13 protein-coding genes are annotated in these 15,098 nt (G+C 63.9%); 8 read left to right on the plus strand and 5 right to left on the minus strand.

Going from position 1 to position 15,098, the window contains the following annotated elements; all coding sequences use genetic code 11:
• The first annotated feature begins 50 nt into the window (after nucleotides 1-50).
• The 6 genes from PZN02_RS12235 to PZN02_RS12260 all read left to right on the plus strand — a co-directional run bounded on the left by PZN02_RS12235 (nucleotide 51) and on the right by PZN02_RS12260 (nucleotide 7,530).
• Nucleotides 51-1,589, plus strand: coding sequence for an aromatic amino acid lyase (locus PZN02_RS12235; RefSeq protein ID WP_280658258.1), 1,539 nt, complete (start codon nucleotides 51-53; stop codon nucleotides 1,587-1,589).
• Nucleotides 1,590-1,620: 31 nt separating this feature from the next.
• Nucleotides 1,621-3,003, plus strand: coding sequence for a dihydroorotase (locus PZN02_RS12240; protein WP_280658259.1), 1,383 nt, complete (start codon nucleotides 1,621-1,623; stop codon nucleotides 3,001-3,003).
• Nucleotides 3,000-4,268, plus strand: a complete 1,269-nt coding sequence (locus PZN02_RS12245) for a Zn-dependent hydrolase (RefSeq protein ID WP_280658260.1) — start codon at nucleotides 3,000-3,002, stop codon at nucleotides 4,266-4,268. Before PZN02_RS12240 ends, PZN02_RS12245 begins: the two co-directional genes overlap by 4 nt.
• Nucleotides 4,269-5,366: a thiohydantoin desulfurase gene (locus PZN02_RS12250; protein WP_280658261.1), complete on the plus strand. Its 1,098-nt coding sequence runs from the start codon at nucleotides 4,269-4,271 to the stop codon at nucleotides 5,364-5,366.
• 12 nt (nucleotides 5,367-5,378) lie between these two features.
• Entirely contained in the window at nucleotides 5,379-5,708 is a 330-nt protein-coding gene (locus PZN02_RS12255) for a TfoX/Sxy family protein (protein ID WP_280658262.1), read from the plus strand.
• A 163-nt stretch (nucleotides 5,709-5,871) separates the two neighbouring features.
• Nucleotides 5,872-7,530 (plus strand): thiourocanate hydratase, encoded by a 1,659-nt coding sequence (locus tag PZN02_RS12260; protein WP_280658263.1) that lies wholly within the window; start codon nucleotides 5,872-5,874, stop codon nucleotides 7,528-7,530.
• Nucleotides 7,531-7,542: 12 nt separating this feature from the next.
• Here PZN02_RS12260 and PZN02_RS12265 read toward each other — a convergent pair whose 3' ends face one another.
• The 5 genes from PZN02_RS12265 to PZN02_RS12285 form a co-directional block, all read right to left on the minus strand.
• Nucleotides 7,543-8,304: an SDR family NAD(P)-dependent oxidoreductase gene (locus PZN02_RS12265; protein WP_280658264.1), complete on the minus strand. Its 762-nt coding sequence runs from the start codon at nucleotides 8,302-8,304 to the stop codon at nucleotides 7,543-7,545.
• 4 nt (nucleotides 8,305-8,308) lie between these two features.
• A complete protein-coding gene (locus tag PZN02_RS12270) occupies nucleotides 8,309-9,127 on the minus strand; it encodes an ABC transporter permease (protein ID WP_280658265.1) in 819 nt (272 codons plus the stop codon).
• The gene (locus PZN02_RS12275) at nucleotides 9,127-9,993 is read right to left on the minus strand and encodes an ABC transporter permease (protein WP_280658266.1); all 867 of its coding nucleotides are present in this window, start codon (nucleotides 9,991-9,993) and stop codon (nucleotides 9,127-9,129) included. The genes PZN02_RS12270 and PZN02_RS12275 overlap by 1 nt, the downstream gene beginning before the upstream one ends.
• Before the next feature lie 223 nt (nucleotides 9,994-10,216).
• Complete coding sequence (locus PZN02_RS12280) at nucleotides 10,217-11,377, minus strand: polyamine ABC transporter substrate-binding protein (RefSeq protein WP_280658267.1); 1,161 nt, start codon at nucleotides 11,375-11,377, stop codon at nucleotides 10,217-10,219.
• 51 nt (nucleotides 11,378-11,428) lie between these two features.
• The gene (locus PZN02_RS12285) at nucleotides 11,429-12,508 is read right to left on the minus strand and encodes an ABC transporter ATP-binding protein (protein WP_280661475.1); all 1,080 of its coding nucleotides are present in this window, start codon (nucleotides 12,506-12,508) and stop codon (nucleotides 11,429-11,431) included.
• Between the two features lie 184 nt (nucleotides 12,509-12,692).
• Between PZN02_RS12285 and PZN02_RS12290 the strand changes: the two genes are divergently transcribed.
• Both PZN02_RS12290 and PZN02_RS12295 read left to right on the plus strand, forming a co-directional pair.
• The gene (locus PZN02_RS12290; protein ID WP_280658268.1) at nucleotides 12,693-13,496 is read left to right on the plus strand and encodes a helix-turn-helix transcriptional regulator; all 804 of its coding nucleotides are present in this window, start codon (nucleotides 12,693-12,695) and stop codon (nucleotides 13,494-13,496) included.
• Between the two features lie 236 nt (nucleotides 13,497-13,732).
• Complete coding sequence (locus PZN02_RS12295) at nucleotides 13,733-15,010, plus strand: low temperature requirement protein A (RefSeq protein WP_280658269.1); 1,278 nt, start codon at nucleotides 13,733-13,735, stop codon at nucleotides 15,008-15,010.
• Nucleotides 15,011-15,098 lie beyond the last annotated feature (88 nt).

Raw genomic sequence — 15,098 nt, forward strand, 5'->3', positions numbered from 1 at the left:
GCATCGGCACTGTGCGCATAGCATGCTCGCAAAAGAGGTTTCATTTCAGCATGCTGCAATCGGTTAAAACCATCGTACTTTGCGGAAAACCGCTCGACTTCGGGGTACTCGAAGAAATCGGCTCGGGGCTGGCGCGACCCGTCGCGGATGATGCCGGCATGGAGCGGGTGGCCGCTGCCCACAAGGTGATTGCCGACCGCGTCGCCATGGGCCTGCCGGTTTACGGCTCCAACACCGGGGTCGGCTCGATGAAGGACCGTCTCTGGACGGCGGACGATCTCCCCGAATTCAACGCGTCGCTCGTACGCGCCCATCACTTCGGCACCGGCGAATTCTTTGCCGCTCCGATCATCCGCAAGGCGATCGCCATCCGCGTCAACACCGCGATGCGTGGACATACCGGCTGCAGCCCGGAACTTATCAACGCCTTCGTTGCGCTCCTCGAGCGTGGCATCATCCCGGCCGTGCGCCGTCATGGCTCGATGGGCTGCGCCGATATCGGACTGATGGGCCAGGTGGCCTCCGTGCTGACCGGCGTCGGCGACGCCTATTATAACGGCCAACTGATGACAGCGGAGTCGGCGCTGAGGGAGGCCGGGCTGACCCCCTTCGTCATGCGGCCGCGCGATGCGCTCGCCGCTCTCAGCGTCAATGCAATCTCCTACGCGGCGGCGGGCGACGTCCTGCGCGAGGCGGCGGCGGCGATTCGTGTCCTGCTCGTCACCGGCGTGATGTCGTCCCGGTCGCTCGGCGCCTCGGCCGATCCGTGGCTCGTTGCGGCGACGCTTTCGACGCGTGGCGAAGCGCTCGTCGGCTCCTGGCTCTACGGCCAGTCGGGCATTGCCGACTGGCCCTTGCCGACGGCGATCCACGATCCGCTGAGCCTTCGCATGACCGCCCAGGTCTTCGGCGCGGTGGTCGACACCCTGCTGGTGGCCGCGGGCCGGCTGGTCGAGGCGACCTATCTCTCGGACGACAATCCCGTAGTGCTCGGCGGCCAGGTGCATTCATCCGGCGCGTCGCTGCCGCTGACGACGACGCTCTATGTCGAGGCGGCGCAGATCGCCTTTTCGCATGTGGCGCGCAATGTGTTGAATCGCTGCATCCTGCTTTCGAACGGCGGGCGGCGCAACCTGTCGGTCAATCTCGTCGCGCCCGGAGAGATCGCCACGGGGCTCGGGCCGCTGATGAAGCTCGCGGTCGAGCTCTACATGCGTGTCCAGTCGCTTGCCGTACCCTTGTCGGCGCAATCGATCGTCGTTGCTGGCGGATTGGAAGAGGAGGCGACCTTCCTGCCGCTGATCGTCGAACGCATGGAGGCGCAGGTTCGCGACCTCCGCCAGCTGGCTGCGATCGAGGCGATGCTATCGGCGCAGGCGATCGATCTCGTCGGCGACGAACCGAAGGGCGTCGTCAGGCTTGCCTATGACCGCACCCGCTCGGTCAGCCCGTTCTATCTCAAGGACCGCCCGCTCTCGAAGGAGATCGAAGCGCTCCAGGCGGCGTTCACCGATCACGACCTGTTGCGCGCCTTCGTCGAGACGGCGCCCATGCCGGAATTCGACGACTTCTTCGCGCTGGCCAAATGAACTGGCAAAGTGAACGGGAAGGATAAGCGCTATGTCCGATTTCGATCTCGTTCTGAAGGGCACTGTCGTCCTGCCGCATCGCATCGTCGAAGGCGGCCACGTGGCGGTGCGAGACGGCAAGGTGGCGCATGTCGGGCAGAGAGCAGCCCCGTCGGCGCGCGAAAGGCACGAGCTCGGCAAGGCGCTGATTCTTCCCGGCGCGATCGACGCCCAGGTACATTCGCTGTCGCAGAAAAACCAGGAGGATTTCATCTGGTCGACTCGCTCGGCCGCCGCCGGCGGCGTGACGACGATCGTCGACATGCCCTACGACGAGGGCAATCTCGTCTCATCGGCGGAGGCGGTCCGACGCAAGGTCGCCCATGCCGGTCCGCAGGCCCGCGTCGACTTTGCGCTCTATGGCACGATCGATCCCGCAGAGGGGCCGTCGCGGATTGGTGAGATGGTGGAGGCGGGTGTTGCCGCCTTCAAGTTCTCGACATTTGGAACGGACCCGAAACGGTTCCCGCGAATTCCCGCCGCGCTATTGGAAGAGTGCTTCCGGGCCATCGCCCCGACGGGACTGGCGGCCGGCGTTCACAATGAGGATGACGAGGCGGTGCGGGCCGCAATCGATAAGGTCAAGGCCGCCGGAATCAGCGACTATCGGGCACATGGTCTTTCGCGTCCGCCGCTGACCGAGCTTCTAGCCACCATCCAGATCTATGAGACGGGTGCGGCAACAGGCTGCCCGGCGCATGTGGTGCATTGCTCGCTCGGTCGCGGCTATGAAATCGCCGCCGCCTATCGGGCACAGGGTCATGCCGCGACGATCGAGTGCTGTATCCACTATCTCACTTTGGACGAGGAGAACGACGTGCGCCGCCTCGGCGGCAAGGCCAAGATCAACCCGCCGATCCGCCCGCGCGCAGAGGTCGAAAAACTCTGGCGGCATGTGGCTGGCGGGAATGTGACGCTGGTATCGACCGATCATGTCAGCTGGTCGGAGGATCGCAAGACCAATCCGGATATGCTGGCCAACGCCTCCGGCGTGCCAGGCCTTGAAGTGATGGTGCCGCTTTTCGTCAAGGGTGCGCTTGAGCGCAGCATCCCGCTGACGCGCGCGGCCGAGTTGATGGCGCTCAACCCCGCACGGCATTTCCGGCTCGACCATTGCAAGGGCGCGCTCGAAGCCGGCAAGGACGCCGATATCATCGTCATGACGCCGGAATCCTATGTCTATGATGCGGCGACAAGCGGCAACAATGTCGTCGGCTGGTCGCCCTATAACGGTATTCGCCTGCCGTGGCGGGTCACCGCCACGTATCTGCGCGGGCGGCTTGCCTTCGACGGTCGCCGCGTGGTCGCGGAGCCGGGCACCGGCGCCTTCGTGCGGCCGTTGCCGAGCCTGCCGATTCGGGAGCCGCGGCAATGATCGCAACGCAAACCAATCTACCGGTCGATGCAGGCCGCATCGCCGATATCGTCAAGGGGCTGGCACGCATCACCGAGCCCGACCGCCCCTACACCCGCCGCGCCTTCACGCCGCTCTTCCTCGAAGGTCGCGCCTTCCTCGAAGAACGGTTCAGGGCCGCGGGCCTCGATACGAGGATCGACGCGGCCGGCAACCTCATCGGCCGGCGCAAGGGGCGCAAGCCGGCGCTCGGCACGATCATGCTCGGCTCGCATTCCGACACGGTGCCGGAAGGCGGCCGCTTCGACGGGATCGCCGGCGTTGCGGCCGCGCTCGAAGTGGCGCGGTCTCTTTCCGACGCCGGCATCGAGCTCGACCATGATCTCGAGATCGTCGATTTCCTTGCCGAGGAGGTGTCGATCTTTGGCGTCTCCTGCGTCGGCAGCCGCGGCATGGCCGGCCTTCTTCCGGATGGCTGGCTGAGCCGCACACACGACGAGCTGACGCTCCGCCAGGGTATCGTCGAGGCCGGTGGTGATCCTTCCCGTCTGCCTTCGTCTAAGCGCTCCGACGTCAAGGCATTCTTGGAGCTGCATATCGAGCAGGGGCCGGTGCTCGAGACCGAGCGCCTGGATATTGGCGTCGTGACGGCGATCTCCGGGATCACGCGGATCGAGATCGTCGTCGAGGGACAGGCGGATCATGCGGGCACGACGCCGATGGGGCGCCGTCGCGACGCGCTTGTTGTCGCCTCGCGCCTTGTGCTGGAGATCGAGAAGCTGGGCTTTGCCCATGCGGCAGGTGAGGGGCACTTCACCGCGACCGTCGGCGAATTCGAAATAGAACCCAATGCCGCCAATGTCGTGCCCTCGCGGGCACGGCTCTTGATCGATGCCCGTGCGGAGCGGCGGCCGCAGATGGAGGTGTTCATCACCGAGGTGGAGGCGCTTACCGCCCGCATCGCCGAGGAGACCGGCGTCGCGATCACGCCGCCGAAAGTAATCTCCGACAATCACCCGACACCCGGCGATCCCTTGGTTCTTGCCACGCTGGAAGCGGCCTGCGGGCGCGTCGGCGCGCGTCACCGGCTGATGGCGTCAGGGGCGGGGCACGACACGGCCTGGATGGGCCGGATAACGAAAGCCGCTATGATCTTCATTCCCTGTCGCGATGGCCGGTCGCATGCGTCCGAGGAATGGGCGGAAAACGACGATATCGCGCTTGGCGCGGCGGTGCTGCTCGAGGCCGTGCGACGGCTCGACGGACAATTGCAGGAGAAGAAGTAGATGGGCCGGATATTGACGGAAAAGGATGTCGAGGCGGCGGTCAAGGGCGGCTCCGTCTATGCGGCGGGCGGCGGCGGCTGGGCGGATCACGGGCGCATGCTGGGGCTTGCGGCCGTCTCGATCGGCAAGCCGGAGCTGGTTTCGATCAACGAGCTGGAGCCGGACGACTGGGTGGCGACCGCCGCTGCAATCGGCGCGCCGGCCTCGACGACGCCGTGGGAGATGCGTGGAGTCGATTACGTGAAGGCGGTTGAACTGCTGCAGGAGGCGCTCGGTGAAAAGCTTACGGGCCTGATCATCGGGCAGAACGGCAAATCCTCGACGCTGAATGGGTGGCTGCCATCGGCGATCCTCGGCACCAAGGTTGTCGATGCCGTCGGCGATATCCGTGCTCATCCCACAGGCGACATGGGATCGATTGGCCTTGCCGGTTTGCCCGAGCCGATGATCCAGACGGCAGTCGGTGGAAACCGCGAGGAGAACCGCTATATCGAGCTCGTGGTCCGGGGTGCGACGGCCAAGGTGTCGCCGATCCTGAGGACCGCGGCGGACATGTCGGGCGGCTTCATCGCCTCCTGCCGCAATCCCGTCCACGCGTCCTACGTCAAGGCCAATGCCGCGCTTGGCGGCATCTCCATGGCGCTGACTCTGGGAGAGGCGATTATCGCAGCGGAAGGCAAGGGCGGCAGTGCCGTCATCGATGCCATCACAAATACCACCAATGGCTCCATTCTTGCCGAGGGAACGATCACCGATAAATCCGTGGCTTATACCAAGGAGGCCTTCGACATCGGCACGGTCACGCTTGGGAAGGGCGATGACTCAACGATACTCCATGTAATGAACGAATACATGGCCGTGGAAACGGCTGACGGTGCGCGCCTTGCCACGTTCCCGGATGTCATCACCACGCTGTCGCCGGAAGGCGAACCTTTAAGCGTCGGGCAGTTGCAGGTAGGCATGACGGTCTTCGTGCTGCATGTACCGAAGTCGGTGATCCCGCTCGCTTCCAGCGTGCTTGACCCGTCCGTCTATCCGCCGGTCGAAAAGGCGATGGGGATCGAGATTGCGCGCTATGCCTTAGCCGGGAAGCGTTGACGGGAGGACGATGTGGCGCGCGATACCGGGCTTGAGGAACTGGTGAGGCAAGACCTCGGCAATCAGCCGGGGCTTTCGGAAAAGCCGATGTTCGGTGGTTTGGCCTTTCTTCTGAACGGCAATTTGCTCTGCGGCGCACGAGAGGATGGAATGCTGGTGCGGCTTGGCAAGGGCAATGACCATTGGGCCTTGGCGCTGCCCGGCATCGTGCAGATGGTGATGGGCGAGCGCCGAATGCACGGCTGGGTGCGCGCCGGCGCGGAGGTCTATGGCGATGACGCCTTGCGCCAGCGCCTGCTGGATGCGGCGCTCAGCTACGTGTTTTCGCTGCCGTCGAAGTGAATGATGGGCGGCGTGGGTTGCCGCTCATCCGCCTGCCGGCACCTTCTCCCCGCAGGCGGGGAGAAGGAATATGCCGCGCCTTCCCAGTGCCCTCTCGCCGCCTGCGGGGAGAGGGTTAGGGTGGGGGGCAGATTCGACATCCGCGTAACAAAGGACGACCACCATGCCCAAACCCAATCCCCGTCACCCGAACTTTCCCATTCCCGGGGGGCCGGAGCTGCGTGCCAAGGGTTGGCGGCAGGAGGCGCTGCTGCGGTTGCTCGAAAACGTGCTTTCCGTTGGCGAGGATCCGGACAATCTCGTCGTCTACGCGGCCCTGGGGAAGGCCGCGCGCAACTGGCCGTCCCATCGGGCAATCGTCAAGACGCTCACCGAGATGGACGAGGACCAGACGCTGGTCATCCAGTCCGGCAAGCCCGTCGGCCTGTTGAAGACCCATGCCAGGGCGCCGCTCGTCATCATGGCCAATTGCAACATCGTCGGCCAATGGGCGAAGGCCGAGGTCTTTTACGAGCTGCAGCGAAAGGGTCTGATCTGCTGGGGCGGGCTGACGGCCGGCGCTTGGCAATATATCGGCAGCCAGGGGGTGATCCAGGGCACCTACGAGATCTTCATGCGGATTGCTGAGCGGCGTTTCGGCGGAGATCTTTCCGGACGTTTCGTGCTGACCGCCGGGCTCGGCGGCATGGGTGGCGCCCAGCCGCTTGCCGGCCGCATGGCGGGGGCCGCCATCCTCTGCATCGACATCGATCCCGAACGGGCGAAGAAGCGCCAGCAGGTCGGCTATCTCCAGGAGATCGCGCCTGATCTCGACGCGGCGCTCGCGATGATTGACGCGGCAGTCAAGGAGAGGCGGGCGCTTTCCGTGGGCCTCGTCGGCAACGCAGCCGAAATCTATCCGGAGATCGCCCGGCGCGGCATCGTTCCGGATGTGGTGACAGACCAGACCTCTGCGCATGATCTCGTCTACGGCTATGTGCCGAAGGGCATGAGCCTCGACCAGGTGCGCTCGCTGCGCGAAGATGGGCAGGGCCAGTTGATGGCCGCAAGCCGCGCCTCGATCGTCGAGCATGTGAAGGCCATGCTCGACTTCCAGAAAAAGGGAGCGGAGGTCTTCGACAACGGCAACCTGATCCGCACGCAGGCGCGGGAAGGGGGCGTTGCCAACGCCTTCGACATTCCGATCTTCACCGAAGCCTATCTGCGGCCGCTTTTTGCCCGCGCCATCGGCCCGTTCCGCTGGATGGCGCTTTCCGGCGAAGAGAGCGACATCGCCCTGATCGACGACCTGCTCCTCGAAATGTTCCCGGACAATCGGATCATCACCAACTGGATGCGGCTCGCGCGCCAGCACATTCCCTTCGAGGGCCTGCCGGCGCGCATCGCTTGGCTCGGCCACGGCGAACGCACGGCGCTCGCCCGGCGCGTCAATCAATTGGTCGCCAGCGGCGGGCTCAAGGGGCCGGTCGCCTTCTCACGCGATCATCTCGATGCCGGCGCGATGGCGCATCCGAACATCATGACGGAGCGGATGAAGGACGGTTCCGACGCGATCGCCGACTGGCCGCTGCTTGACGCCATGCTGCTTTGCTGCTCGATGGCCGACCTCGTCGTCGTCCATTCGGGTGGGGGAGGTTATGCCGGTTACATGACGAGCTGCGGGGTGACCGTCGTTGCTGACGGCACGAAGGCCGCCGACGAGCGGCTCGACCATGCGCTGACCAACGACACTTCGCTCGGCGTTATCCGCTATGCGGACGCGGGGTATGAAGAATCCTTCGAGGAGATCGCTGCAAAGGGCATCGCGCACGTGAAGGTTTGATGGCGCGGCGTATCAGACGACCGTCTCCCCGCCATCGACCACAAGTATCTGCCCGGTCATGTAGGAAGAACGGTCGGAGACGAGGAAGAGGATCGACTCGGCGATTTCGTCGACGCTTGCCCAGCGGCCGAGCGGAACCTTCTCGCGGATATAAGCCTCGATGGCCCCGCGGCCGCCCATTTGCGCAATGAAGGGCTCGTTGAAGGGCGTATTCACCCAGCCGGGGCAGAGCGCGTTCACCCTGATGCCATATTTCGCATAGTCGCCCGCCATCTGGCGGGTCATGGCGATGACGGCGTGTTTCGTCGTGGTGTAGGCGATCATCTCGCGATCGTAGAGTACGCCGGAGGACGAGGAGGTATTGAGGATGACGCCGCGGCCCGCCGCCTTCATCGACGGCATGACCAGGCGGGCGGCCATGAAATGGGCGCGGACATTGAGGTTCCAGGAGCGGTCGAAGCCCGCCACTTCGACACCTTCCAGATCGCCGGCGACCTGCGCGCCGGCGTGATTGTGCAGGATGTCGATGCGGCCGTGCCGATAAAGGATATCGGCGATCCCGTCCGAGAGCGCATCGTCGTCGGTGACGTCGATGGCGAGCGCCTCGGCGCTGCCGCCCCTGGCGGCGATGACTGCCACCGTCTCTTCCGCGGCCTTCCGGCTGCGGTCGATGACAATGACATGGGCGCCTTCGCACGCCATGATGGCGGCGCCTGCCTGACCGATCCCGGAGCCTGCTCCGGTGACGATCGCGATCCGGTCTTTCAGGATCATTGTTTCACTCCCCGGATTTGCTTTTCTTTTCGCGCATGAGCACGCGCGCTGTGAGGATCAGGAGCAGCGAGGCGACCAGAACCAGGGTCGCGATCGCGTTGATCTCCGGCGTCACGCCACGGCGGATCGAGGCGAAGACGTAGATCGGCAGGGTCGTCTTCGAGCCGGCGACGAAGAAGGCGATGATGAAATCGTCGAACGAGAAGGTGAAGGCGAGCAGGAAGCCGGCGAGGATCGACGGCAGGATTTGCGGCAGCACGATCAGGCGGAAGGTGGTGAGCGGCGTCGCGTAAAGATCGCTCGACGCCTCGACGATGTCGCGGCCGAGGCTCGCGATCCGCGCCTTGACGATCATCGTCACCAGCGCCATCGAGAAGAGGCCGTGGGCGGCAATGATCGAACCATAACCCAGGCCGAGCTGCGGCGGCTGGTCGCCCGGCCAGATCGTCGCGAGCGCCGGATTGACAAAGGAGAAGACGGCGACGAGCGCGACCAGCGTGGCAATGCCGATGACGACGCCGGGCACAACGATCGCTGCAGCGAACAGGGCATCGAAGACGGCGCGCGTGCGCGTGCCAAGCCGCTCCATGCCGAGTGCGGCCATGGTGCCGAAGATGGCGGCGAGCGCAGCACTCGTAAAGGCGATCATCAGGCTGTTCTCGAGCGCCGCGACGAGGAACGTATTGCCGAGCGCCTTACCGTACCAGGCGGTCGAAAAGCCGGTGAACTCGCTCGCGCTGCGGCCTGCATTGAACGAGAACAGCACGACCAACGCTATCGGCGCGTAGAGGAAGAGATAGACGGAGGAGATGAAGACGCGCATCAGACGAGATCCACCTGTCTTGTTCCGGCGACTTTCCAGGCGATCCGCATCGCCACCATCAGCACCACGACGACCACCGCGACGAGGGTGACGGCAATCGCCGAGCCGAACGGCCAGTTGCGCGACTGCAGGAAGAGGTCGACCAGCGCGTTGCCGATGAAGAAGACCTTGCCGCCGCCGAGAAGCTGCGGGATCAGGTACTCGCCGAGGAGCAGGATGGTGACGAGCGCGACGCCGGTCATCACACCCGGCAGCGACAGCGGCAAGGTGACGCCGAAGAAGGTGGAGACCGGCTTCGCGCCGAGATCGGCCGAGGCCTCCAGCAGGCGCCGGTCGAGCTTTTCCAAGCTCACATAGATCGGCATGATCATCAGCGGCAGATAGCCGTAGACGATGCCGAGCAGCACCGCCCCAGGCGTGTTCAGCATACGAACATCCTCAATGCCGATCATCGCGAGCAGATTGGGAATGCCTCGTGAACCAAGGATATACATCCAGGCGTAGGTGCGCACGAGCAGGCTCGTCCAGAACGGCACGACTACCAGCGAAACGAGGATGAGGCGATAACGCGGGTTCGCTTTGACGGCGAGATAATAGGCGACCGGATAGGCGACCAGCAGGCAGAGCAGGGCGCCGGCGGGCGCAAGCACGAGTGTATTCCAGAATGCTGCCGCCCGCGTCGGCAGGTTGGCGAACTGGGCGAAGGTGAAGGCGGCCTGATATCCGCCCTCCGGCGCGCGTTCACCGAAGGCAAAGACGAGCATGGCGATGAAGGGGAGAACCAGGAAGACTGTGAGCCATGCGGCTGCCGGCGCCACCAGCGCCGCCGTCACCAGATTCCTCTTCGTCTTCATTGCCGCTTGCATGGAAGTCGTCCCACCAGAAGGTGCACTTTGAATGAGGCCGCTCATCCGGCCTGTCGGCCACCTTCTCCCCGCAAGCGGGGCGAAGGGGAGTCGTGGCGCCCGCTCTGTCCTCTCGATAGCGTGAAGAGAGGAGTGGGGGCGTTTGCGGCTTGTCCCTTCTCCCCGTGCGAACGGGGAGAAGGTCGCGGCAGCGGGATGAGGGGCAAACACGCCATATTCTCGCTCACGCCGACTTGAAGCGCGCCATCAGCTCGGCGCGGCCGGGGTCGGTCAGTGTCACGGCGGCGCCGAATTCGAGCGGCGTGAGAGCCGCTTCGTCCGGATAGACGATCTTGTTCGAGGTGACCTCGGCCGGCAGCAGCTTCAGGACGCGGCTGTCGGTCGTCGGCGCGCCGTTGACGATGTGTTCCTTGACGGCGTTTTCCGGTGTCATCAGGTAGTTGAGCAGCGCATAGCCGGCCGCCTTGTTGGCCGCACTTTTCGGGATGGCGTAGAAATCCGACCAGATCTCGCCGCCGTCCTTGCCGAGCACGAACTGGATTTCCGGCATGTCGCGGTTGAGCTGGGCGCCGTCATTGGTCCAACACATGGTCATCCAGGCGTCGGTGGCGCGCATCGAGGGCTGGTAATCGCTGTTTATCGCATAAAGATGCGGCTTCACCTTGATCAGCAGTTCCTCGGCCTTGGCAAGTTCGTCCGGCTTGACGGAGTTGAAGGAGTAGCCGAGCGAGACGAGCGCATTACCGATGGTGGTGAGCTGGTAGTCGTGCACCATGGCGCGGCCATCCGCCTCGGTCATCGCCACGTCGAAGAACTCCTTCCAGCTCGTAACCGGCGCCTTTATCTTGCTGGAGTTCACGGCGATGCCGGTCGTGCCCCAGTTCTTCGGCACGGCATAGGTCTTGCCGTCGACGATGCCCTCGTTGGTGAAGCGCGCGGTCTCGGTCGAGCCGTCGTAGTTCGGCAGCTTCGACATATCGAGCTCGTCGATCAGGCCGAGCTTCACATAAGTGGAAATCGTGTAATTGGTGGGCACGAAGAGGTCCCAGCCGGTGCCGCCCGCCTGCAGCTTTGCCAGCATTTCCTCGTTCGAGCCGAAGACATTGACCTCGACGGCAACGCCCGTTGCGGCGGTAAAGGCCTCGAAGGTGGCGGGATCGTGGTAGTTCGGCCAGGTCGCGATCGACATCTGCGTGCCGAGATCGCCGGCGAAGGCGGTGGAACTGAAGAGGCCGGGCTGGCGCGAGAGGACGGCGGTCGCAAGGCCAAGGCCGGTAACGCCGAGGAAGTGGCGGCGCGTGACCGAGCCGCGCTTCAGGCGCATCAGCTCGTCGGCAAGCTTGTCGGCGGTAATCGGGGCATTCTCTCTGTACCACTTGGTCATGATGCTGTTCCCTTATCGTTGACGTGCAGTGATGGCAGCAGATCCGGCGGTTCAGGCCGGAAAGACGTGAAGCGCGTTGGGATCGAAAGAGAGCCCGATTCTTTCGCCGGGCTCCGCGAGATCGCTTTCGTTGAGACTCCGGCGGTCGGCGGTTACCAGAAAGTCGCCGAGGCCATCGACCTCGACCGAATATTCGACCGACGACCCCAAGAAGATGCGGTGCGTCACGGTGCCCTGAAGCGTCGCGGCGCCGTTGCGGACGAGGCTGATCGCTTCCGGGCGGAGTGCAACCATGGCCGCGACGAGCGTGCCGTTGGCGCTCGCGGGCTTCGCAAGGCCGACGCCGTTCGCCAGCCGGATCGAATTCGTGCCCGCGTCGACGGTGGCGGCGATACGGTTGGTCTTGCCCACGAAATCGGCGACGAAGAGGGTGGCCGGGCGGTCGTAGATTTCCTGCGGCGGGCCGACCTGGACGATGCGGCCGGTGCTCATGACGCAGACGAGATCGCTCATCGACAGTGCCTCTTCCTGGTCGTGGGTGACGAGCACGAAGGTGATGCCGAGTTCGCGCTGCAGGCTCTGGAGCTCGATCTGCATGGCGGTGCGCAGCTTCTTGTCGAGAGCGGCAAGCGGCTCGTCGAGAAGCAGCACCTTCGGCTTGTTGACGATCGCGCGGGCGAGCGCCACGCGCTGCTGCTGTCCGCCTGACATTTCGTGAATGCGGCGCTTGGCGAAGCCGCTAAGGCGAACCATCTCCAGCGCCTCCTGCGTCCGGCGGGCGATTTCCGCGGCAGCGATACGCGGGCGCATCTGCTTCAAGCCATAGGCGACGTTCTGCTCGACATCGAGGTGCGGGAACAGCGCATATTGCTGGAACACCATGTTGACTGGCCGGCGATAGGCGGGCACGCCGTTCATCGGCTGGCCGCCGACATAGACCGTGCCCTCGCTCGGTTGCTCAAAGCCGCCGATCATGCGCAGGCAGGTGGTCTTGCCGCAGCCGGAAGGGCCAAGCAGCGCTACGAAGGCGCCTTTGGGCACCGCGAGGTTGATGTCCGAGACTGCCGTCACGCTGCCATAGCGTTTGGCGACCGAACGGAATTCGATGTCGTTCGTCGAAGCGGATGTCACGTCTGTTCCCTGCGGTTGTTCTTCGAAGATGCGGCACTCCCAGGCCCCATCTTCCACCGTCATTGCCAAGCAGCCTAGTCAAATGCCGTGGCGCTGGTATATACCCCAAGAGAGGTATTTCAACCCCAATTGCCCTGCGGAAGGAGTATACCCCGAAGCGGGAAAATCGGGCGGGGAGCGCGGTTTGAGTATCGACCTCGATGGACTTTTTCGGGCGCTCGCGCCCCTGGTCGACGGTGTACCGATGGAGGATCAGGCCGTCGGCGGCGCATTTCGTCGGCTGATGTCGACCCTGATGAACTTCGATTATGTCGTCGTTTTCGCCTATCGCGGCAAGGAACGCCCGATCGATCTCTACAGCACCTTCGACGCGAAGGATCACGTTCTCTTCGTCAGCCTCTATCAGGCAGGGCCCTATCTGCTCGACCCCTTTTACCACGCCGCATGCGCGCCGAAGCCCGGCGTCTGGCGGATGCGGGAGCTGGCGCCCGATCGTTTCTTTTCGAGCGAGTATTACCGCACCTATTACGTCCAGACCGGGCTTGCGGAGGAGGTGGGCTTCTTTGTGCCGATCAGCGGCGAGATCACGGTGGTCCTTTCGCTGATGCGGCGCGAGGCGACCGGTACGTTCAGCGCGGCGGAATTCGCTCTGCTCAAGAAGGTGGAGCCGCTGGTGGCGGCGCTGGTGCGCCATCACTGGGCCGATCTCGGCCGCCGCTTCGACGCGGCGTTGGCGAAAACGGGACGGAGCCGCCGCAAGGCGGCGCATCCGCCCGCCGATGGCGTCTGGCAACATCTGAACCTGACGGAAAGGGAGGCGGCGATCATCGAATTGGTGCTTCAGGGGCATTCGTCGGAGTCGATCGGCCTCAAGCTCGGCATCTCGACAGGCACCGTCAAGGTTCACCGGCGCAACGTGTATCGCAAGCTCGGCATCTCGTCTCAGACCCAGCTTCTTTCGCTCTACCTCAAGAATCTCGGCCAGTAAGGGGCGCGACGATGACTGGCAAGCGTGTGGTGATGTCGCTACAGCGTCCTTTGCGCGTTTTATCAGACGCGCAAAGGACGCTGTAGCACTTTGAATTGCTGCATGTTTTTATCCTTAAATCGGCGACGATTTGAGGATACATGCAGTAGTGGCTTCGTTTCAAAGGTGCGGCCTTGACTGTTTTCCGCTGAATCTTTGAGGATGCTCGCATTGCCTCGAAGAGCAGGAGCGCTTCAATGTCCGAGATCCCGCCATCCAAGCCGCATTCGGTTGCTCATCATGTTTCGAGGATGACGGGACGCGATCCGCATGAGGGGCATCGCGTAGCCACGCCGCTGGAACTCCTCTTCGACCTGACTTTCGTCATCGCCTTCAGTCTTGCTGCCGCGCAACTCGCTCACCTCCTGGCCGAGGGACACTTCAAGGCCGGGCTCATCGGCTTCGGCTTCGCGAGCTTCGCGATCTGCTGGGCCTGGGTGAATTTCTCCTGGTTCGCTTCCGCCTACGATACCGACGACTGGGTGTTTCGTTGCGTGACGATGGTGCAGATGGTTGGCGTGCTTATTCTCGCCATCGGCCTGCCGCCGATGTTCGAGTCGGTCGACAAGGGTGAAGATCTCAACAACGGCATCATGGTGCTCGGTTACGTGGTGATGCGGGTCGCCATGGTGTTCCAATGGCTCAGAGCGGCGCGACAGGATCCGCTCCGCAGCAAGGCTTGCACGACCTATGCCATAGCGATCTCCATTGCGCAGATCGGCTGGATCGTGCTGATCTTCATCGATTTCTCCCTGCTCGTGACGCTTGCCTTCGTCGTCGTACTGACCCTGGTCGAAATGGCCGGGCCGGTGATCGCGGAGTCGCTGCAGGGTGGTACCCCCTGGCACGCGCACCATATCGCTGAGCGCTACGGCCTCCTTGCGATCATCGCACTTGGTGAGGGCGTGGTTGGAACGGTGGCCTCCGTGACAGCGGTCGTCGAGGGGCGCGGCTGGAACCTTGACGTGGTGCTTGTCTGCATCGCAGGCACCGGGCTGACCTTCGGCATGTGGTGGATCTACTTCACGCTCCCGAGCGCGGAAATCCTTCACAGGTTTCGCAAGCGCGCCTTCGTCTGGGGTTATGGGCAAATGGCGATCTTCGCCGCCATCGTTGCGACGGGCGCGGGTCTGCACGTCGCTGCCTACTACATCGAGCACAAGGCGCATATCTCGTCCGTCGCGGCGGTGCTGACCGTCGCCGTGCCCGTCGCGGTCTATGTGGGCTCGATCTACGCCATGTACGTCTATCTGGTCAGGGCGATGGAGCGCCGGCACATCTGGCAGTTCTGCGCCACGGTCCTGGTGCTGGCCGCGTCCGTTGGCGCGGCGATGGTGGGAATCGACATGGCGGTCTGCCTCATCATTCTGATGTTCGCGCCGGTCATCACCGTCATCGGTTATGAACGCGCCGGCCATCGCCACAAGGCACGGTCGCTCGAACGCGTGCTCGGGGGCGAGCAGAGCGCGCATTGAAGTCTTGCTTAGGCGCGAGTCAAATCAAGGCTTTGCGTGAGGCGCCTGATGACCCGCTTCAGGCGCTTCACGAAGTGATTCAGGAGCC

It is taken from the genome of Sinorhizobium garamanticum (assembly GCF_029892065.1).
Classification (GTDB): domain Bacteria; phylum Pseudomonadota; class Alphaproteobacteria; order Rhizobiales; family Rhizobiaceae; genus Sinorhizobium; species Sinorhizobium garamanticum.

Bases quoted from the DNA above. Each gene is read 5' to 3' on its own strand.
- PZN02_RS12235 (WP_280658258.1), top strand. From the start codon at position 51: ATGCTGCAATCGGTTAAAACCATCGTACTTTGCGGAAAACCGCTCGAC.
- PZN02_RS12260 (WP_280658263.1), top strand. From the start codon at position 5,872: ATGCCCAAACCCAATCCCCGTCACCCGAACTTTCCCATTCCCGGGGGG.
- PZN02_RS12265 (WP_280658264.1), bottom strand. From the start codon at position 8,304: ATGATCCTGAAAGACCGGATCGCGATCGTCACCGGAGCAGGCTCCGGG.
- PZN02_RS12275 (WP_280658266.1), bottom strand. From the start codon at position 9,993: ATGCAAGCGGCAATGAAGACGAAGAGGAATCTGGTGACGGCGGCGCTG.
- PZN02_RS12245 (WP_280658260.1), top strand. From the start codon at position 3,000: ATGATCGCAACGCAAACCAATCTACCGGTCGATGCAGGCCGCATCGCC.
- PZN02_RS12240 (WP_280658259.1), top strand. From the start codon at position 1,621: ATGTCCGATTTCGATCTCGTTCTGAAGGGCACTGTCGTCCTGCCGCAT.
- PZN02_RS12270 (WP_280658265.1), bottom strand. From the start codon at position 9,127: ATGCGCGTCTTCATCTCCTCCGTCTATCTCTTCCTCTACGCGCCGATA.
- PZN02_RS12295 (WP_280658269.1), top strand. From the start codon at position 13,733: ATGTCCGAGATCCCGCCATCCAAGCCGCATTCGGTTGCTCATCATGTT.
- PZN02_RS12280 (WP_280658267.1), bottom strand. From the start codon at position 11,377: ATGACCAAGTGGTACAGAGAGAATGCCCCGATTACCGCCGACAAGCTT.
- PZN02_RS12250 (WP_280658261.1), top strand. From the start codon at position 4,269: ATGGGCCGGATATTGACGGAAAAGGATGTCGAGGCGGCGGTCAAGGGC.